The sequence below is a fragment of the Methylomagnum ishizawai genome (assembly GCF_900155475.1).
In the GTDB taxonomy this organism is placed as follows: domain Bacteria; phylum Pseudomonadota; class Gammaproteobacteria; order Methylococcales; family Methylococcaceae; genus Methylomagnum; species Methylomagnum ishizawai_A.
Window position 1 is genome coordinate 4,347,796 of the sequence record NZ_FXAM01000001.1, and the last position, 17,061, is coordinate 4,364,856.

Consider the following 17,061-nt stretch of genomic DNA (forward strand, 5'->3'; position numbering starts at 1 on the left):
AGGGTTGCCAGATATTAGCACTCCTCTTTATCGAGTGCTAATGGTTCGCACGGCTCAATCCGGGTCGAGTTGGCGGAGATGGTAGAACACCACCGCCCACGCCCCGGCGACGCCCAATACGACCGAAGCCCCGATCAAGAGTTCCGATTCCTCCCAGCTCAGGAAGGCCAGACGGTAGGCGCTCCCATAGAGTTCGGCCAATTCCAGCGCCGGGCCGCGTAGGATCAAGAGTAGTAGATCGCTCAGCAGCCAGGCCAAACCCCCGCCCAGCAAGCCATACCAAAACCCGGCGTACAGGAAAGGCCGGATGATGAAGCCGTCGGTGGCCCCGAGCAGCTTGGCGACGGCGATTTCCTCGCGGCGGTGCTGCAATTCCAAGCGGATGGTATTGCCGACGATGAACAACACCCCCAGCCCCAACAACAGACCGAACACCACGATGGCCCGGTCCGCCATCGCCAGCATGGCCCTGAGCTTGCTCAGCCATTCAGTGTCGAACTGGGCGAAATCGGCCTCGGGCAAACCGGACAACTCGGCCAGGAGGACTTGCAACTGGTCCGGCGTGGCCCGGCCATCCTTGGGTTTCAAGCTGATGACGGCGGGCAGGGGGTTGTAATCCAAAGCCTCCAGGGCATCGCCGAAACCACTATAAGCCCGCAGTTCGCGCAAACCTTCTTCCTTGCTGATGACCTGGGCCTCGGCCAGCTTGGGATGCAGCCGCAGCCGCTCGGCCAAACGCCGGGCCACGTCGTTAGACAGTTCCGGCTTCAGGAACAGCGAAATCCGGCTGGTGGCTTCGAGGCCGGCGCTGGCTTCCTGGGCGTTGCGGATCAAGGCGTGGAAATCGGCGGGCAAGGTCAGGGCGATGGCGATCACCAGGACGGTGAGGGCCGAGGCCAAGGGGGCATCCCGCAGCCGATGGAAACTGTCCTTGGCGATGTCGCGCTGCAAGGCGCAGAAGGCTTGCAGCCGTTCGATGGGACCGAGACGGCCCGCCCGGTTCGCCCTACCATTGCGCCGCCGCGCCCAGAATTTGAATCGATCCCAATCCATCGCTCAACCGCCCTCCAGCAACCTGCCCTGATGCAAGCGCAGCCTGCGGCAAGCCATGCGCGAGATCAAGCCCAGGTCGTGGGTGGCGATCAACAAGGTCACGCCCACAGCGTTGAATTCGCGGAACAGACCCATGATTTCGGCGGAGAGTTCGGGATCGAGGTTGCCGGTGGGTTCGTCGGCCAGGATGACGGGCGGCTTGTGGACGATGGCGCGGGCGATGCCGACCCGTTGTTGCTCGCCGCCGGACAAGCCCTTGGGATAGCGCTTTTCCTTGCGCAGCAAACCGACCTTGTCCAGGGCGGCGCGGACCCGGCGGCCTATTTCAACCGGGCTATAACCGGCGATGGCCAGCGGCAAGGCCACGTTGTCGAACACCGTGCGGTCGTGCAGCAGCCGGTAATCTTGGAAGATCAGGCCGAGCTTGCGGCGCAGGAAGGGAATTTCGCGCTGGGTCAGGCGGTTGATCGGCTGGCCGTCCAGGACGATCTTGCCGCGGGTGGGCCGCTCGATGACGGGGATGAGCCGGAGCAAAGTGCTTTTGCCCGCGCCGGAATGGCCGGTGAGGAAGGCCAGTTCCCCCGGTTCCAGCGCGAAGCTGACCTCGGAGAGGGCGTCGCCGCTTTCGGAATAGCGTTTCGTGACGTTTTGGAATTCGAGCATGGATTGAACAAGTGGATGAATCCTACGCCGAAATCGACGTATATCGATTCCAACGTATTGATAACCGATGGGGAATATCCCGACAAAGCCGCCCGCCGCGCTCAACCAACCCCGGCGCACCCGGCGCACAAGCCATGCACCTCGAAGGTCTTGCGGCTGGGCGCGAACCCCGCCACCCCGATCTCCCGCGCCGCCGCCGCCATCAACTCCGGCGCGGGCCGTTCCTCGACGGTATGGCAGCGCTCGCAGATCAATAGCAGGAGTTCATGGCGCTGCTCGGGCACGTTGCAACCGACATAGGCGTTGAGGCTTTCCACCCGGTGGATCAGCCCCTGTTCCAACAGGAAATCCAGCGCCCGGTAGATGGTGGCGGGCTTGGCGGAACAATCGAAATCCTTGAGCGCTTCGAGCAGGTCGTAGGCCTTGGCCGATTCGTGGCTGGACCAGATCAGTTCCAGCACCCGCCGCCGGAGCGGCGTGAACCTGGCGCCGCGCTCATCGCACAGGCGTTCCGCCAACGCCAGCGCTTTGGCGATGCAATCTTGATGGTCGTGGGCGTCAGGTTCATGGGGGGGGTTCGCGGTGGCCATGGCTCGCTCGGTGCAATCGGGGATGGGCGATTGTACGACAGCGTGGCGGGCGGCGGGACGGCTCAGGCCTCCGGGCCGATTTCCATCAACACCTCGTTGGGATTCACCCGGTCGCCTTGCTTGACATGGACCGCCGCCACCGTGCCGGCGATGGGCGCTTGGATTTCCGATTCCATCTTCATGGCCTCCATCACCAACACGGCTCATCACCTATCAGTTTTCGGGTAGTCTTGAGGGCCGGAACAAATTTTGACCAATGAAGCGATGGGAACGGTAAAGAAACTGGCCGAGGAAGTGCGGCGTGGACTGGAACAGGTTCTTCCTGGATTACGCAAAACGGTGGTCCGGAAACTGGCGCTGGTGGTGGGAGCGATGATCGAGGGGCGGACGCCGAACACGGTGGAGTTGGCGAATCTGCTGCCCTTGTCGACGGACCGGCAGGACATGCGCGAGCAATGGCTGAGGCGCTTGTTGAAGAATCCGTTACTGGAGACGGCGGTGGTGATGGAGCCGTTTGCGCGGGCCGAACTGGCCAAGGCCGCGCGGAACGGCCAAACCATACTGTTGAGCATGGACCAGACCGACCTTGGGGAGCGGATGGCGGTGCTGATGGTGAGCGTGCGGGTCGGCGACCGGGCGCTGCCCTTGGCGTGGCTGGCGGAAGAAGGGTCGGCCAACATCGGCTTCGAGGGGCAGCGGCGGGTGTTGGAACGGGTTCTGGCTTGGTTGCCGTTGGGGGCGAACGTAATGCTTTCGGCGGACCGGTTCTATCCCTCGGCGGCCTTGTTCGGCTGGCTGGGTGCCCAGGGATGGGGCTACCGGCTACGGCTGAAACGCAATGTGCTGGCGGACACCGGCGAAGGGGAGGAAACCACCACCGGCGATCTGGCACAGGACGTGGCGGAACGCTACTTGCCCGGAGTGCGGCTGTTCGCCTGCGGCGTGATGACCCACCTGGGCATCCTTCACGAACCCGGCCATCCCGAGCCCTGGATCATCGCGATGGACTGCGCCCCGACGCGGGCGGCGGTATTGGACTACGCCGCGCGCTGGTCCATAGAACCGATGTTCTCGGACTTCAAGGGCCGGGGCTTCGAGTTGGAGGATTCGCAACTGGAACACGCCGACCGTTTGGAGCGCCTGATCCTCGTCATGTCGCTGGCCATGGGGTGGTGCGTCCGGTGGGGCGGGACGACGCCTTGAACCGCCCGACGCCGCTCGAAAAAAAGCGTGGTTGCAAACCGAAGCCGGACACTGGAGCTTCAGGAAGCTCCGCCGCAGCTTGGTTTCCTGGTTCACCCGGGGCTTGCGCTACCTAAGACGGTGCCTACAAAACGACATGCCTTTGCCCAATTTTGGCGAGGCCATGCGAAATTGATAGGTGATGAGCGGACCGGTTTCGCCCATACGGCAAACAGCCGTTTGTGGTAGGAGTGGGCTAGCTAGGGGGTGTTAGAAAACGGACTTGTACTGAGGTTCGATGCCATCAGTGCTTTCTATGTACAGGACAAAACCCGCAATGCCCAGGCGAACTCATCGGACTTCTCGGTTGGGTTCAGGACGGTGTTGCGAAGGAAGTCGAGTCCGTGGCGGAAGAGGGACTTGAGGGGGCGCGACAGCGTTTTTTTTGACGGACGGGGCTGGGGCCGTCGTGGAGCAGTTCGCCGGTGCGGTAGGACCAGGCGAAGGCCAGGGCAAGCAGGCCCATGAGCTTGGCGAGGCGCTTGGGGTCGGTGAGGTGGGTATCCTCCAAGTTGAAGCCCCTGGATTTCAAAGCGCCGAACAGGGTTTCCACTTGCCAGCGGTCGGCGTAGGCGTCGATGGCCCCGGCCTGTGGGGTGCCGGAGGAGGCGATGAACAGGAAGCCGCCGTCGTCGAGGCGCAGGGCGGAGAGGTGGACGAAGCAGCCCCACACCGGACGGCGCCCGACCAGGCGGTGGGTCTCGCCGGGCCGGAGCGAGCCGAACAATTGGTCCAAGCGCATCATCCGGTTCCAACTGTTGGGAACGCGGGTGTCGCGCTTGAGGCGCTGGTGGAAGGGAATGCCCTTCTGTTGCAGCCAGCGGAACCAGTCCTCGCCGATGAACTCGCGGTCGGCCAGCAGGGCGGCGATCCGGGCGGTGCCGAAGACCTTCAGGAAGCGCTCCATCAACGCGATGCGCTCGGCGGTGTCGGAGTTCCCCGCTTTGCCGAGGACGCTCCAGAACACCGGCACGGCCATCCCCCGGTGGGCGATCCCCAGGACCAGGAAGTTGATCTCGGCCAGGCCGAACTTCCAGTTCGTGCGGTCCAGGGTCAGCCGCCAGGGGCCGTCGCCGACCGGGACCAGCCGCACCAACAGGCGGGCGAGGACGTCCTGGTCCAACTCGAACGCGCGGAAGAAGCGCTGGAGCCGCTTGTAGTGGGACTCCACCTTGGCCGGACCGCCGAAGCCGGTGGCGAGTTCCGCCAGGTTGACGCTGCGCACCTTGAGCAGGGCCAGCAGGAAATGCGCGAGGAAGCCGATCCGGGCCCCGTGCCACGGCAGGTGCTCGGACAGGACGGCCTTGAGGTCTTGATGAGGGTCAGCCATCGGAGGTAAAAGCCGGATAGTTTACGCCTTTGGCAATCAAGCAGTTAGGTTTTTGTCCTGTACTTAGGAGCGGGCCATGTTGGAAGAGATGGGAGGAACCGTTGCAGATCGCGCCGAAATCGAAGTGGGCGGGCGGGTTCTAGTAGGCGGGGAATGGTTAGTTGTTCTCAGGGTAAACAAGACAAGCGGCATTATTAACAGCTTAACCACCACGCCTCCCATTGGCGTACATTGGCGCAAAGATTGGAAACATGGAATCGAGGAAATTAAGGGCTATAAAGCCCCCAGCAAGGACGACGCCGCCAAAGTAAAAACCGCCACCAAGCTTCCACCGCTGTGCAATTATCCGGGAGAAGGCTTTTTGCACATGACGAAAAAGGAATACGACGAGACCGTCCCCAAATGGTCAGATTTCCAAAAAATCGGCACTCTAAACTCCACTGAAACCTATGGACGGCACCGGGTAAGACAAACCCGCGCACCAGGCGGTGAGTATTGGCAAACCGCTTTGGTTTATCTGACCGACCAGAAACGCACCGACCCGCCCAAGCCTGTGCCACAGCCTGAATTTGAGGCGCAAATGGAAGCATTGCCGGAACCAAAACCCACCAGATTAAAACCAGCCAAAGCCGCAGTGGTGGAGTTTGAAGCCATGCGCGATAGCCTCAAGCACGGTGTCCAAATGGTCAACACCCCTCAACTATTCCCAACCCCGCCCGATCTTGCCGAACGCATGGTGGAACTGGCCGAGATTAAAACCCATCATCGGGTATTGGAACCCAGCGCTGGCACCGGTAATATCTGGCGCAACCTTTCGGGCAAACGCCAGGGTGTCGAAATACACCCGGACTTAGCCAATAGATTACGCGACATGGTAACCCAAGGGGATTTTGGCATTATCTGTGCGGATTTCTTGGAGTGCAGCCCAAAGGAGCTGGGCAACTTTGATCGAATCGTGATGAATCCGCCGTTTTCCAACGGCCAGGACATCAAACACATTCAACACGCCCTGACGATGCTAAAACCAGGCGGGCGTTTGGTGGCGTTATGTGCGAACGGTTCACGCCAGCAGGAGCAACTTAAACCTGTAGCGGATTACTGGGAGGATTTACCAAGCGGCAGTTTTGCCAGCCAGGGGACGGGGGTTAATGTGGCGCTTCTGACCATCAACATTCCCGATAAACTCCCAGCAGTCAAACGCCGACCGGCCATACAGCTTGAGCTTTTCGGGGCTTGATCTATCCATTTTCAGCGCCAAGGATGGCGCAACCCTTCCAAAAACCACGGAACCCAACCACCACGACCGTCAGACTGGCGACACCTGGGCCTTTTATGGCCCGCCAGAGCCGCAAACCGGGCGTTATCTCCTTGAGCTAGCCAGAAACGACGGAAGCAGCGACAGTCCTCGAAATCATGCGCATACTAAAGCACCGGCCCAGGCCATCACCCACCAGCGGACCAACAACTGCCGCCCTGTTGAAGGCGAGATCAACATTAAGGCACTATGAAACCCAAGAAAGAAAGGAAAAAGCCCCGCAACGTCACGTTGCCGGATGACACTGTGAAAGCCGCCGAGCGCATCGGCGGAGGCAATCTATCCAAGGGCATCCGCATAGCCGTTGCGGCCTACGTGGACCAGTCCAAGGCATCGAGCCCATAAATCGGTAATTCCACGCAATCCAAAAAAGCCCTGCTTTGCAGGGCTTTCTTATTGCGGAAAATCCTACAGGCTGTCAGGTTCCTCCCGTGCCTCCCTCCTCAAATTCTCCTTGAGTTCCCGGAACAGCTCCCGCTCCCGCTCCCGTTTCTCAACCTCCCGCCGCGCCCGCGCCGAGAACAACACATGGACCGCGCCATTCACCGCCCAACGGTTGACACCACGGGCCAACCGCTCTTTCTCGGGCACGTCCGGGTGGACCCACCCGGCTTGCTCCAAGGTTTACAACGCCCCGACCTGTTCCCAATGTGTTAAGCTCCGCCAGCTTTTATAAGCACGGGTAATATCGCGGATGGTCAAGGCTTGCAGTTCCCTCGACAGGATGAACCCCGCGATCCACTGGGAATGCTCCGACCCCGAAGCCGCCCCCATGATGTCCAGATAGAAATTCAGCCCATGCGGCAACAGGATTTCGCGCATCAGCCCCACCACCAGCCGGACAGTATCGGCCCCGATGATCTCCGGCGGAAAACGCCGTGGCACTTGGCCAGCATACTCGACCACATGGCACAGCAGCGCCAGCCGCGCAAACATCCCCGGCCACTTCCCCAGGTAGGCGCACACCGCAGGTGAAGGCACCCGTGCCGCCACCAATCCCTGCACATAGCCCAGGAACTCCGCCTTGATGCTCGCGGCCTCCGGCGAAAACTTGAACACCGACTCCGGCGGCGTCATCGACTGCAAATGGTCAAGCAGTTCCCGATAGGCATGGATCGCGTCCAGATTCGGCGGGCGGGTGTCGGATTCCGGCGGCGCGGCGGGCGCTCCCACCACGACCAGGAAACGCTGCAATAGGCCGTCATCCGTCAAATCCACCTTCAAGTTACGCATCTTGTCCGGTTGCACGCCGCCCAGGATAGAAACCGAAAAATTCGGCACCAAGGTCGAACCCCGGTTCACCCGGTCCACCCGGCGCGGCCCGCCGTTGTACGCCTGCAACCAATGCGCCCGGTCCTTGCCCTTCGCCCCGCCGGAGTAAGCATCCATCGCCCCCAGCCAGCCCGCGAACTCATCCGCCTTGAGGAACACCCCCGCCGGATTCTCGGCCAGGATTTCCGCCAGGGCTTCCACCGTCGTATCCTCGATAAAACAGCGCCGGTCGGGCGGTTTTTCCGGGGTTCTCGGCTTGTCGCCTTTGTCGCCAGCGCCGCGCTTCGCCGCGTCCTCTACCCAGCGTTTCATCTGCTTTTCGGCCACCTTCTTATCCAGCTCCCAATCGGCGATAGCCGCCTTCGACTGCTTGGCCAGGACAATATCGATAGCCTGGACATGCGCCGAAACCGCATTGATGGCCGGAGTCTTGCCGGTCGAAGGGTCGCCTACCAACAACGTCCACAATCTGGGAGACTCCTTCCAGGTCGGGTCATAGCGGGCGGGCTGCACCTGGAATTGATCGTGCAACACCCCAGCGCAACAGGTCAGCGCTCCCAGATAGACAAACAGCGGTTCCACCCCCTTGACCGCCGCTTGATCGAATACATACGACACCAGCGGCGCGGCCACATGATGCGCCCGTAACCGGGGAAGCTCGAACGACCCGAACACGTCCAGAGGCAAATCCTCGAACCCCACGCCAGGCCCGCACAGCCGCCGCAAATCCTCGGCGGGAATCCCCTCGGCCAGCGCATCGGCGGCATCCCAGCCCATTTCCTTGGAACTGGGCCGCCGCATGGCGACCGCCTCGGCCCCGACCACGGCCAAAAGCTCCCGCGCCCGCCGCGCCGCCTTCTCCCCGGCGGCATCGTTGTCCGGCCAAATAATCCCCCGCCGCCCACGCAACGGCTCCCAGTCCGTGGAATCCACCCCATCGGCCCCGTTCTCCGAAGCGATGCAAACATACTCGGGGAAAATCATCTGCGCGGCGTCCGCCGCCTTCTCCCCCTCGCACCACAAAAACCAATCCTTGGGCCGCTTCGCCAGCTTATGCAACCCATACAACGGACGTGGGGCCGGAACGCCTTCCCATTCCCACTTACACACCCCAGTATCCCGATGCCGGAAATAAGCCAAAGGCCGGTAAGTCTTAGGGGGTTTCCCATCCTTAGACTTGCCGACCGGAAACCGGCACTTCACATGCGACAGCTTCCCGTCCGGCGTGGTGTACCACCACTTATGGGAAGGCACCCCCAGCGTAGGATGTCGCTCGGGGATGGGCGGCGCATCGTCCGGGACCGGCACCACGGCCACCCATTCCGGCGACTCCGGCGGAGCGGTCTTACCTTTCGGTTTGGGCGGCGGCGCTTTTCCATCCGGCACCCGGTCGAAATCCGTCGCCCCCAGTATCCGGCAAGCCTCCTCGAAATCGACCCGCTCATACTCCCGGACAAACGTAATCGCATCGCCCTGATTGACTGACAAAATTCTCTAAGCGGCGGAAATTCTGGCAAGGTAGCTTCCATGTCAATGATTGATAAGGAGAATGCCTTGGAAGGTTCCGCCCCGTTGCTGTATGAGCAGGCGTGCGTTTGGCTGCAAGCCGCGCCCTGGAAGGATGTCCGGCACAAGCAAACCGTGGCCTGGATGCTGGTGGGGTTGTTGTCCAGCCTCCATGTCGCGTTGCCCCAATGGATTCCGTATGTGATCTGCCGCGCGCGGTTCGCGCAAAGCACCCAGAGGCGGTTCGCCCGATGGCTCCACAACCGCCGGATCTCGGTGCTGCACCTGTATGCCGCCTTGTTGAAGCCGGTGCTGGCGGATTTCCAGGACCGGCAGGTCTACCTGGCCCTGGATACGACGATGCTGTGGAACACCCACTGCGTGGTGTACATCTCGCTGATCTACCGGGGAAGGATGATCCCGTTGGCCTGGAAGGTGATGGAGCATCCCAGCGCCAGCGTGGCGTTCAAGGACTACCGCGGCCTGTTGGTGTTCCTGGAGCGGCAGTTCACGGGGCGGAAGGTCTATCTGCTGGCGGATCGCGGTTTCGTCCACCGCGAGTTGATGGGCTGGGTCAAGCGGACTCCCCGCTGGCATTTCCGCATCCGCCACAAGGCGGGCATCGGGCTTTACCGGTGGGACGGCGGACGCTTCCAGCCCTTGGCTTGGCACGCCTCCCCCGGCCAGGTGGTCTGCTACCACGGGGTGTACGTGACGGGGCACCATGAAAAGGTCCACCTGGCAGTGGGATGGCAGAAGGGGGCCGAGGAACCCTGGGTGATCCTGAGCGACGAGCCCACCTGGCCGGAGACCCTGGCCGAGTACGCCTTGCGCTTCGATATAGAAGAAGGTTTCTTGGACCAGAAATCCAATGGCTTCCGCTGGGAGTCCTCCAAATTGCGGGACCGCCACGCCTTGCGCCGCCTGTGCTTCGTGATGGCGGTGGCCACGTTGATCCTGGTTTGCCAGGGCAGCGGCGTGGTGGCCGACGGCCGGCGGCGGATGGTCGATCCGCATTGGTTCAGGGGGCACAGCTACGCCCGCATCGGCCTGGATTGGATCCGCCATGCCTTGGCGCGGGGGCTGGCCTTGCTTCCCCGGTTGACGCTGACCACGGCGGATGACCCGCAGCCCGCCCGCTCATCCAAACGCCAGCCCGAGCGGGGCCATTGGATCAAGGCTTTGCTATGCCGATTTGTGATGCTTCAGGAGGCCCCGGGCTCTGTCCTAACCGCCGCCTAAAGTTTTGTCAGTCAATCAGTCGCATCGCCACTCGCGCCACAGCCGAAACACTTATAAATCTGCTTGGTCTGATTAACCTTGAAACTAGGCGTCCGCTCATCGTGGAACGGACAACAAGCGATCCATTCGCGCCCCTGTTTTTTCAAAGGAACCCGCGCCTGGACCACCTCGACAATATCGACCCTTTGAAGGACGGCTTGCGTATCAATTAGACTCATCGCGGGCGTCCAAAGTATAGATACCCGCTTGGGTCAGCCCCTTGTCCTTCAATGCGACGAGTAATGGCTGAACCTGTCGGCGGCGTGGAATCGATTTGCCTTCGCGCCACCGCCAAACCGTCGAAAAGCTAACCCCCACCGACTCGGCCACCTGGGCCAAGTCGGTTTTATCATCCTTTAAAATCCGCTGTAGCGAGGTTTCAACTATGTCCATAAAAGCCCCAAGGTACCAAGACAACATTATTGATATTGCGCTATTTGCAAGTAAATGTTTGGAAAATAAGGGAAAAATGCGTATAGAATCCGGCGACAACCCTACAGATAATGCCGACATGCGCAAACGTAATCCTCCCCACACCTTACCCGCAACCAAGCCCCCAGGATGCAACATCCGCAAGCTTCGCGAAGACCTGGATTGGTCCCAAAAAGACCTAGCCGACCGGATCGGCGCGAACGTCTCGACCATCAGCCGCCTTGAGCGCAGCGAAGAAATCAACATGGAAAAGGTGGAACTCTGCGCCCGCGCCTTGGGCGTCACCACCGAAATGTTGTTGCTACCGCCTGAATTGATGGCCTATGCCCGCCTTTCGGAAGAACGCCGCGCCCGGATTGTCGAAGCCGTCCGGGACTCCTATGTGGCCCAGCACAGTGGCAACCCGCCTCCCCGACTTCATCAGAACCCTACCCTTGCGCCGCTGACCTCTAAGGCTGAGAAAAAATAATCCGCCATCTGTTTGCAAATAACACAAACTTAGCTTATCCTTTGTTTGCAATTTACGCAAATAATTAGGCGTGGCGGACATCAACATCGCCCTATGCTCTCTGCATGGAACAATGATCCGTTGATCTACAGGGGATTTATTAACTTGCGAATAGTGAGAATAAATCCACTGACGCCATCCCAAATGCTGCCGACCAAGCCAAACAACCCCTTCCCATCAACCACGCAGGAGCAATCGACATGGCCAAAGCAGCCCCGAAACCCAAAATCTGGATAGTCAACGGCCCAGGCGGCGAAGTGGAACTCATCAACGCCCCCACCCGGTACGCGGTAGAGCGATACATCCTCAGCGAGCGGACCATCGCCGAAGCCAACGGCGACGATATCGCCGATGCCTTCGCCAAAAGCATCCCCGTGAAAACCGCCCTGGTGAAACCCGAAGACGACGAAACCGGCACCGATAACCCCAACCCAGGCGATCCGTAATCATGGACAACGACACGCCCAAGCTATCCGTGGATACCGTCGCGGCACGCCTGGACGTGTCGCGTTCCCTTATCTACGGCCTCATCGAAGATGGCATTTTAAAAGCCCATCGGATAGGCCGGAAAAACGGGAAAGGCATCTACCGGATTTCGGAACGTCAATATCAAGAATACTTGGCTGTAACCCAGGTAAACCCCGTATGGCAATCAGGAAAATCAAACGCCCAGGAAAATCCCCAAGATACCAAGTCGATTACCAAGACCTTGACCGAGGTATCCCGCGCACTCGGCGCAGCTTTGACACCCAAAAGCAAGCCCAAGAATACGAAGCGGCGCTCAAAACCCAAGGGTTCGACAACCTCATGGGCCGCGCCAAGCCCCACCTCTTCGGTGAAGCACTGAGCCGCTGGCTGGCCGATGTCAGCCCCGGCAACCGCAACCATCAAAGCAACCTGACCCACGCCCGGCACCTCCGCTGGCCTATCTGGGCCGATGGCAAATTCATCTGGCTCGAACACCTCCCGCTCGAAGCCGGACCCAACCAGTTGAGCATCGTACCGGGCATGGCCTACTGGCGTACCGACATGCGCCAAATCCTCAAGCGGGCCTATATCGACCAGCGCATCTACCATCTCCGCCAAACCCCGGACGGCCCGGCGTGGTACCGCCAAGACCCCGCCACCCGCGACGGCCCGCCGCCGCCCCGCGTCCGTGTCATCGACCCCGGCCTCCTGGCCGAACTCGACGCCAGCGAAGGGCGCGGCCCCTACAGCCCCGAAACCCTCCGCATCCGGCAAGCCCTGGTCCGCAGCGTCCTGAAATCCTGCTGGCGGGACTGGCAATTGCTGTCCGCCGACCTCCGCACTAAGATTACCCTGGAATCCCAGGGCGAAGGCCGGACCCAATGGCTATCCCTGGAACAACTTGATGCCTTGATCGAAGCCGCCCAGGCCACCGAATACGGCCAGCACCTCGCCGACCTCATCGACGGCGGCGCGTCGATAGGCTGGCGCAGGAACAACCTCGTCCACATGACCTGGGGTCAAGTCGTCTGGTCGGAGCGCGATGGCGAAACTCTCATCACGGTCGGCTACCTCATCCTGGAGGCCCAGGACGCCAAGAACCGCAAGGCCCATTACCAACCCCTGTCCGACCACGCCGAAACCCTGCTGCGCCGCCGCTGGGAATGCCGGTGCGGCACTTACGTGTTCCACAGCGGCGAAGGCCGACCCTTCGGCGACTTCCGCAAGACCTGGGCGCGGATACTCGCCGCCGCCGAACTTCCCGAGGATTTCCATTTCCACGACCTGCGCCATACCTTTTTCAGCCTACTCGCCCAGGCAGGGGCCAGCGACCGTCAAATGCAGGAGATCGGCGGACATAAAACCCAAGGCATGGTGCGCCGCTATAGCCACTTCCGCGTGGACCACCTGCGCGAAACCGCAAACCTAGTCAAGAGGAAATGAGCGGAGGAATAGCCATGGGCATTGAAAAAGAGATGGAAACCGAGAAAGCCGCGGCCTACGAAAGTGGCCGCAAGGCGGGGATGCAACAAGCGGCGGGCCTTTGTAGGGAACGCGCCGAGGAGCATACGGAAATGCTGGACTTCGATATGGCCCATGCGGCCAATGATTGCGCAGGCCTTATCGAAATCAAAATGGGCGGGGAGACAGGGCAAGAGGAAACCAGCCATGAAGCCGTATAAACACACCGCATGTCGCCAGCATGTCACCAGCACTAATAAAAAAGCCCTGCGGTTTCCCGCAAGGCTTTGATATTCATGGTGGGTCGTGCTGGATTCGAACCAGCGACCACTGCATTAAAAGTGCAATGCTCTACCGACTGAGCTAACGACCCCTCGAAGGCCGCGCATTATAATGACGCCCTCCCCATTGTTCAAGCCTTTACCATCCACCATGTCATCGCTCCGACTTCGCTCCCTCCCTTGGCTCGCCCTGTTCCTCGCCTTCTCCCTCAGCGGCTGCGTCTGGCTGCGGCTATTGGAACTCAAGAACCAACTGTCCCAGTTCGACCGCCATTTCCGGGTGGAAGTCGCCGACCAGCATTTCATCCTGCATCTGCGCGACCCCGTGCTGCTCAGCGAGGACTTCACCGACCTGACCAAACTCAAGCCCAGCCGGGTCGGCATCCTGCCCCAGGGCTACCGCTGGTTCCTCGACTTCGCCCACGACCCGGCGGCGCAGCCCCAAAAAGACCAGCACTTGATCTTCGCCATGAGTTTCACCCAGGACGGCAAGCTGAGCGCCTTCGATTTTCCGCCCCTATTCCTGCAGATGGCCCCGGCGGCGTTCTTGGAAGCCTCGATCCGCTCGCTGGGGCTGGGCAAGGTCGATCAGGGCAAGCAGCAATTGAAGGTCGATCCCGAGGATTTGCCCAAGTTAACCGGGAAGCTGCCCAACCAGAAAGCCATCCTCGACGCGCTGGGACCACCGACCGAGCGTGCCACCCAGGACGGACTCCAAGTCCTGCTGTACCGTTTCAAGGCCCAAACCACCCCGGTCGATCCCGATTACGAAAAGCGCCGCCTGGCCGAGGCCAAGCTGTTTTTCGATCCGGCCAAGGACGAACTGGTACGGTTGTCGGGCCGCTTCGTCGGGCTCAAGATCGCCATCGACTACCGCAAGCTGCGCCGGCCCGAAGATGAAAAAACCGCCGCCCGGCAGGACTGAATCCGCCCGTCCCGGCGCATCTTCCTGGCGCGGCGCTTGCTCATACCGCCGTTCCCATCCCGCATCCTGGTCAGGAGCCTCGCGAACCATGCCGAATACCGCCCTTGTTTACCCCGGACCGGGCCGCCGGCCCGTGACCGCCCCCTGGTTACGCTGGACCTTGTTGTTCGGTTTCGCCACCCTGATGAACGGCTGCGCCTCCTGGCTCCTGCCGTTCGGCGAATATTCCCCGCCCGAACCCCTGGAGCAGGAAGCCGCAGCCACTCCCGCCACCGCCCACGACCTATCCCGCCATCGGTTCGCGCTGCCCAAGGACGACAATATCGTCGGCCAGCTTGGCGTGGTCGAGGTCCGGGACGGCGACACCCTGCCCGATATCGCCCGCCACTTCGGCCTGGGCTACGAGGAAATCGGCACCGCCAATCCCGGCCTGGACATGTGGGTGCCCAGGGCGGGAAGCCGCGCCGTGCTGCCCCTGCGCTTCATCCTACCGGACGCGCCACGCAAGGGCATCGTGGTCAACCTGGCGGCGATGCGCCTGTTCCTGTACGGCGGCAAGGGCGGCGAGGTCGTCACCTATCCGGTGGGCATCGGCAAGGAAGGCCGTTCGACTCCCACCGGCGACATGTACGTGGCCCGCAAGGCCGAGAAGCCGGTTTGGTATGTGCCGGAATCCATCCGCCGCGACCACGAAAAGCGCGGCGACCCGCTGCCGGCGGCGGTGTCGCCCGGTCCCGACAATCCGCTGGGCGCGTATGCGATGTACCTAAGCAAGCCCAGCTATCTCATCCACGGCACCAACAAGCCCTACGCCATCGGCCTTAGGGCCAGCAACGGCTGTTTGCGGCTCTATCCCGAGAACATCGACCTCTTGTACCGGCAAACCCCGGTGAAGACCCCGGTGCGGATCGTCAACCAGCCCTATCTGTTGGGTTGGCACAAGGGCCGGCTTTATCTCGAAGCCCACGAACCGCACGAGGAACTGAACGCCAAGGCGCTCCAGGCCGCGCTCCAGGCCAAGCTGAAGGAGATCGAGAAGAAGGGCCACGCGCTGGATTGGCCCAAGATCGAGGCCACGGTGACGGAGGCTCGGGGAATTCCGGTGCCGGTGTTCGCGCATACGCCCGGCGTGGAGCAATTGGCCCGCGAGGCCGTGCCGCTGGCGCTGCCGGAACAGTTCTACGGCCAGCCGCCGGTGCCGCAAGCTTCGACCCACGAAAGCTGGTATGTCGAGGCCTTGGAAAACGGCGACGCGCTCACCGCCCAACGCACGGCGGCGGTGCTGAACCATATGGGACCGCGGATTCCGGCGCGGGCCGTGGCCTTGCCGGATGGCAACCAACGGGTATTGGCGGGACCGTTCGAGGACGCCAAGCACGCCCAGGCGGCGGCGCGGCAGATGCTGCTGGACCTGGACATCAAGGGGAAGATCGTACCGCCCCAGCCGCAGCGCTTGACCTCGAAGTAAGCCGCGCCGCCCTTCCCCGGCCCGTCCGGCACCGGGGAGGGCGGATGGGAAGGCCGCTACCTGCCGCCGTCCTTCTCGCACATTTCAGGGGTCTTGCACTGGTCGGCGGTGCCCGCGAGCGGGGTGCATTGGGCTATCGCCATGCAATGGTTCATCGAGGGATGCCATTGGGTGACGCCGATCTCGCAGCCGCATTTGTCGATGCCGCCCGCCGCGCCGCCGTTGCTGCCGCTGTTCGAGGCCGAGGCGGGTTTCTTCTTGCTGACAGCCACCTCCAGGAGGAAATTGACATCGTGCTTGTTGTCCGGGTCCTTGGCGTCGCCGCCGACCGCCACGCTCAAATAATTCTGCCCGCCGGGCCGGAGTTTGAACTTGCCGGTCACGTTCGCGGAATCCAGGCTACCCTGGGCCAGATACGCCGTGGCCCAGCCATTGCTCTGGCTGGCCTTGCTGTTGAAGGGCGCGAGTTTCCAGGCCCAGAACTTCGGGGCGGTCTGGAACTGGCTGGGATACCAGTGCAGGTGTATCCCCAAATCCTGCCGCCCCTCGAACACCGAGAGGGCGGGGACCAGATCGTCCTCGGTGGTCACGCCATCGCCATCATCGTAGCGCTTGGCGGTGATGGAGACCCAGACGTTCCCCATACCGCCTTTCTGTAGGGCGTTCAGGTCCAGCACCACCCAACGCGAATGCATGCTCCAGCCGTAGCACTTGCTGGCATCGACCCCGCCGGCATCCGCCATCAAGGTTTTGACATTGTCGGTATCGCACCAGGACATCGATTTCAGGGTCGGCACGATCTGCGTGAGGCCGTTCTTCGCGGCGTCCGCCGCCTGGTCGGAATGGGTGATATCGTCGCCGGTCTTGAGGGTGGCCGCGGCACCTTTTTTCGCATCCAATTTGCTGAAGACGATATTGGCCACCCACGGCCCGGTGGGCGAGGCACCGGTGCCGGGATTGACGGTGTTGTTGCTGAAGCCGATGCCGTTGCCACCGTAGATTTCGGCGGCCCCCGCCGCAGCCGGTGCGAGGCAGGCCAAGAAGGCGCAGGCCAATTTTCCAAGTTTCATTGTCGTTCTCCCGATTCGCGGGAATCCCCGCATAGGCATATTAGTTCGCACTAAATCACTCAAACTATATGCCACCGGACCGCATCCTCAGGCATCGCACGCGGCATCTTCCATCCCGTCAACCGCACGGATAGCAGGGTTATGCGTCCGGTCACGCAAAATCGCGGGATATAGCGCATGAACGATCCATTGCCGC

General features: G+C 61.6%; 21 protein-coding genes and 1 tRNA gene. 11 read left to right on the plus strand and 11 right to left on the minus strand.

What is annotated here, in order from left to right:
- Positions 1–54: 54 nt before the first annotated feature.
- From ftsX to B9N93_RS19550, 4 genes are all read right to left on the minus strand, one after another.
- Entirely contained in the window at positions 55–1,053 is a 999-nt protein-coding gene (gene ftsX / locus B9N93_RS19535) for a permease-like cell division protein FtsX (protein ID WP_085215884.1), read from the minus strand.
- A gap of 3 nt (positions 1,054–1,056) precedes the next feature.
- Entirely contained in the window at positions 1,057–1,716 is a 660-nt protein-coding gene (gene ftsE / locus B9N93_RS19540) for a cell division ATP-binding protein FtsE (RefSeq protein ID WP_085215885.1), read from the minus strand.
- 101 nt (positions 1,717–1,817) lie between these two features.
- Entirely contained in the window at positions 1,818–2,306 is a 489-nt protein-coding gene (locus B9N93_RS19545; RefSeq protein WP_085215886.1) for a transcriptional repressor, read from the minus strand.
- 62 nt (positions 2,307–2,368) lie between these two features.
- Positions 2,369–2,497 carry a biotin/lipoyl-containing protein gene (locus tag B9N93_RS19550; RefSeq protein WP_217807373.1) on the minus strand — a complete coding sequence of 43 codons (129 nt, stop codon included), beginning with the start codon at positions 2,495–2,497 and terminating at the stop codon, positions 2,369–2,371.
- 58 nt (positions 2,498–2,555) lie between these two features.
- On the opposite strand from B9N93_RS19550, the gene B9N93_RS19555 reads away from it, so the two are divergent.
- The gene (locus B9N93_RS19555) at positions 2,556–3,509 is read left to right on the plus strand and encodes a transposase (protein WP_254899441.1); all 954 of its coding nucleotides are present in this window, start codon (positions 2,556–2,558) and stop codon (positions 3,507–3,509) included.
- A 352-nt stretch (positions 3,510–3,861) separates the two neighbouring features.
- On the opposite strand, the gene B9N93_RS19560 is transcribed toward B9N93_RS19555, so the two are convergent.
- Positions 3,862–4,878 carry an IS4 family transposase gene (locus B9N93_RS19560; protein ID WP_085213193.1) on the minus strand — a complete coding sequence of 339 codons (1,017 nt, stop codon included), beginning with the start codon at positions 4,876–4,878 and terminating at the stop codon, positions 3,862–3,864.
- A gap of 76 nt (positions 4,879–4,954) precedes the next feature.
- Here B9N93_RS19560 and B9N93_RS19565 point away from each other — a divergent pair, with 76 nt between their 5' ends.
- Entirely contained in the window at positions 4,955–6,115 is a 1,161-nt protein-coding gene (locus B9N93_RS19565) for a DNA methyltransferase family protein (protein ID WP_085215887.1), read from the plus strand.
- Positions 6,116–6,382: 267 nt separating this feature from the next.
- Positions 6,383–6,538, plus strand: coding sequence for a hypothetical protein (locus B9N93_RS25755; RefSeq protein ID WP_176225339.1), 156 nt, complete (start codon positions 6,383–6,385; stop codon positions 6,536–6,538).
- A gap of 63 nt (positions 6,539–6,601) precedes the next feature.
- Here B9N93_RS25755 and B9N93_RS19570 read toward each other — a convergent pair whose 3' ends face one another.
- Both B9N93_RS19570 and B9N93_RS19575 read right to left on the minus strand, forming a co-directional pair.
- Positions 6,602–6,784, minus strand: a complete 183-nt coding sequence (locus B9N93_RS19570; RefSeq protein WP_125469072.1) for a hypothetical protein — start codon at positions 6,782–6,784, stop codon at positions 6,602–6,604.
- A 33-nt stretch (positions 6,785–6,817) separates the two neighbouring features.
- Complete coding sequence (locus B9N93_RS19575) at positions 6,818–8,953, minus strand: DUF3987 domain-containing protein (RefSeq protein ID WP_125469073.1); 2,136 nt, start codon at positions 8,951–8,953, stop codon at positions 6,818–6,820.
- A gap of 39 nt (positions 8,954–8,992) precedes the next feature.
- Between B9N93_RS19575 and B9N93_RS19580 the strand changes: the two genes are divergently transcribed.
- The gene (locus B9N93_RS19580) at positions 8,993–10,213 is read left to right on the plus strand and encodes a transposase (RefSeq protein WP_254899442.1); all 1,221 of its coding nucleotides are present in this window, start codon (positions 8,993–8,995) and stop codon (positions 10,211–10,213) included.
- 11 nt (positions 10,214–10,224) lie between these two features.
- On the opposite strand, the gene B9N93_RS19585 is transcribed toward B9N93_RS19580, so the two are convergent.
- Together B9N93_RS19585 and B9N93_RS19590 are read right to left on the minus strand one after the other, a co-directional pair.
- Positions 10,225–10,431 (minus strand): CHC2 zinc finger domain-containing protein, encoded by a 207-nt coding sequence (locus B9N93_RS19585; protein WP_085215890.1) that lies wholly within the window; start codon positions 10,429–10,431, stop codon positions 10,225–10,227.
- Positions 10,418–10,645 (minus strand): hypothetical protein, encoded by a 228-nt coding sequence (locus B9N93_RS19590; RefSeq protein ID WP_085215891.1) that lies wholly within the window; start codon positions 10,643–10,645, stop codon positions 10,418–10,420. Before B9N93_RS19590 ends, B9N93_RS19585 begins: the two co-directional genes overlap by 14 nt.
- Between B9N93_RS19590 and B9N93_RS19595 the strand changes: the two genes are divergently transcribed.
- The 5 genes from B9N93_RS19595 to B9N93_RS19615 all read left to right on the plus strand — a co-directional run bounded on the left by B9N93_RS19595 (position 10,638) and on the right by B9N93_RS19615 (position 13,342).
- Complete coding sequence (locus B9N93_RS19595; protein ID WP_085215892.1) at positions 10,638–11,153, plus strand: helix-turn-helix transcriptional regulator; 516 nt, start codon at positions 10,638–10,640, stop codon at positions 11,151–11,153. The two genes, B9N93_RS19590 and B9N93_RS19595, sit on opposite strands and share 8 nt — an antisense overlap.
- A gap of 239 nt (positions 11,154–11,392) precedes the next feature.
- Positions 11,393–11,638 carry a hypothetical protein gene (locus B9N93_RS19600; RefSeq protein WP_085215893.1) on the plus strand — a complete coding sequence of 82 codons (246 nt, stop codon included), beginning with the start codon at positions 11,393–11,395 and terminating at the stop codon, positions 11,636–11,638.
- A gap of 2 nt (positions 11,639–11,640) precedes the next feature.
- Positions 11,641–12,039, plus strand: a complete 399-nt coding sequence (locus B9N93_RS19605; protein WP_085215894.1) for an excisionase family DNA-binding protein — start codon at positions 11,641–11,643, stop codon at positions 12,037–12,039.
- Positions 12,000–13,103: a tyrosine-type recombinase/integrase gene (locus B9N93_RS19610; RefSeq protein WP_085215895.1), complete on the plus strand. Its 1,104-nt coding sequence runs from the start codon at positions 12,000–12,002 to the stop codon at positions 13,101–13,103. The genes B9N93_RS19605 and B9N93_RS19610 overlap by 40 nt, the downstream gene beginning before the upstream one ends.
- Before the next feature lie 14 nt (positions 13,104–13,117).
- Complete coding sequence (locus tag B9N93_RS19615) at positions 13,118–13,342, plus strand: hypothetical protein (protein ID WP_085215896.1); 225 nt, start codon at positions 13,118–13,120, stop codon at positions 13,340–13,342.
- Between the two features lie 76 nt (positions 13,343–13,418).
- Here the strand turns inward: B9N93_RS19615 and B9N93_RS19620 are convergent.
- Positions 13,419–13,494: transfer RNA gene (locus B9N93_RS19620), tRNA-Lys, on the minus strand.
- Between the two features lie 59 nt (positions 13,495–13,553).
- Here B9N93_RS19620 and B9N93_RS19625 point away from each other — a divergent pair.
- Entirely contained in the window at positions 13,554–14,327 is a 774-nt protein-coding gene (locus B9N93_RS19625) for a hypothetical protein (protein WP_125469075.1), read from the plus strand.
- 88 nt (positions 14,328–14,415) lie between these two features.
- Entirely contained in the window at positions 14,416–15,795 is a 1,380-nt protein-coding gene (locus B9N93_RS19630; protein WP_085215898.1) for a L,D-transpeptidase family protein, read from the plus strand.
- Positions 15,796–15,851: 56 nt separating this feature from the next.
- Here B9N93_RS19630 and B9N93_RS19635 read toward each other — a convergent pair whose 3' ends face one another.
- Positions 15,852–16,865 carry a hypothetical protein gene (locus tag B9N93_RS19635; protein ID WP_085215899.1) on the minus strand — a complete coding sequence of 338 codons (1,014 nt, stop codon included), beginning with the start codon at positions 16,863–16,865 and terminating at the stop codon, positions 15,852–15,854.
- Positions 16,866–17,061 lie beyond the last annotated feature (196 nt).

Coding starts and splice junctions, on each gene's coding strand:
- B9N93_RS19600 (WP_085215893.1), top strand. CDS start 11,393: ATGGCCAAAGCAGCCCCGAAACCCAAAATCTGGATAGTCAACGGCCCA.
- B9N93_RS19550 (WP_217807373.1), bottom strand. CDS start 2,497: ATGGAGGCCATGAAGATGGAATCGGAAATCCAAGCGCCCATCGCCGGC.
- B9N93_RS19595 (WP_085215892.1), top strand. CDS start 10,638: ATGTCCATAAAAGCCCCAAGGTACCAAGACAACATTATTGATATTGCG.
- B9N93_RS19625 (WP_125469075.1), top strand. CDS start 13,554: ATGTCATCGCTCCGACTTCGCTCCCTCCCTTGGCTCGCCCTGTTCCTC.
- B9N93_RS19545 (WP_085215886.1), bottom strand. CDS start 2,306: ATGGCCACCGCGAACCCCCCCCATGAACCTGACGCCCACGACCATCAA.
- ftsE (WP_085215885.1), bottom strand. CDS start 1,716: ATGCTCGAATTCCAAAACGTCACGAAACGCTATTCCGAAAGCGGCGAC.
- B9N93_RS19630 (WP_085215898.1), top strand. CDS start 14,416: ATGCCGAATACCGCCCTTGTTTACCCCGGACCGGGCCGCCGGCCCGTG.
- B9N93_RS25755 (WP_176225339.1), top strand. CDS start 6,383: ATGAAACCCAAGAAAGAAAGGAAAAAGCCCCGCAACGTCACGTTGCCG.
- B9N93_RS19635 (WP_085215899.1), bottom strand. CDS start 16,865: ATGAAACTTGGAAAATTGGCCTGCGCCTTCTTGGCCTGCCTCGCACCG.
- B9N93_RS19580 (WP_254899442.1), top strand. CDS start 8,993: ATGTCAATGATTGATAAGGAGAATGCCTTGGAAGGTTCCGCCCCGTTG.
- B9N93_RS19590 (WP_085215891.1), bottom strand. CDS start 10,645: ATGGACATAGTTGAAACCTCGCTACAGCGGATTTTAAAGGATGATAAA.
- B9N93_RS19565 (WP_085215887.1), top strand. CDS start 4,955: ATGTTGGAAGAGATGGGAGGAACCGTTGCAGATCGCGCCGAAATCGAA.
- ftsX (WP_085215884.1), bottom strand. CDS start 1,053: ATGGATTGGGATCGATTCAAATTCTGGGCGCGGCGGCGCAATGGTAGG.
- B9N93_RS19615 (WP_085215896.1), top strand. CDS start 13,118: ATGGGCATTGAAAAAGAGATGGAAACCGAGAAAGCCGCGGCCTACGAA.
- B9N93_RS19605 (WP_085215894.1), top strand. CDS start 11,641: ATGGACAACGACACGCCCAAGCTATCCGTGGATACCGTCGCGGCACGC.
- B9N93_RS19610 (WP_085215895.1), top strand. CDS start 12,000: ATGGGCCGCGCCAAGCCCCACCTCTTCGGTGAAGCACTGAGCCGCTGG.
- B9N93_RS19585 (WP_085215890.1), bottom strand. CDS start 10,431: ATGAGTCTAATTGATACGCAAGCCGTCCTTCAAAGGGTCGATATTGTC.
- B9N93_RS19560 (WP_085213193.1), bottom strand. CDS start 4,878: ATGGCTGACCCTCATCAAGACCTCAAGGCCGTCCTGTCCGAGCACCTG.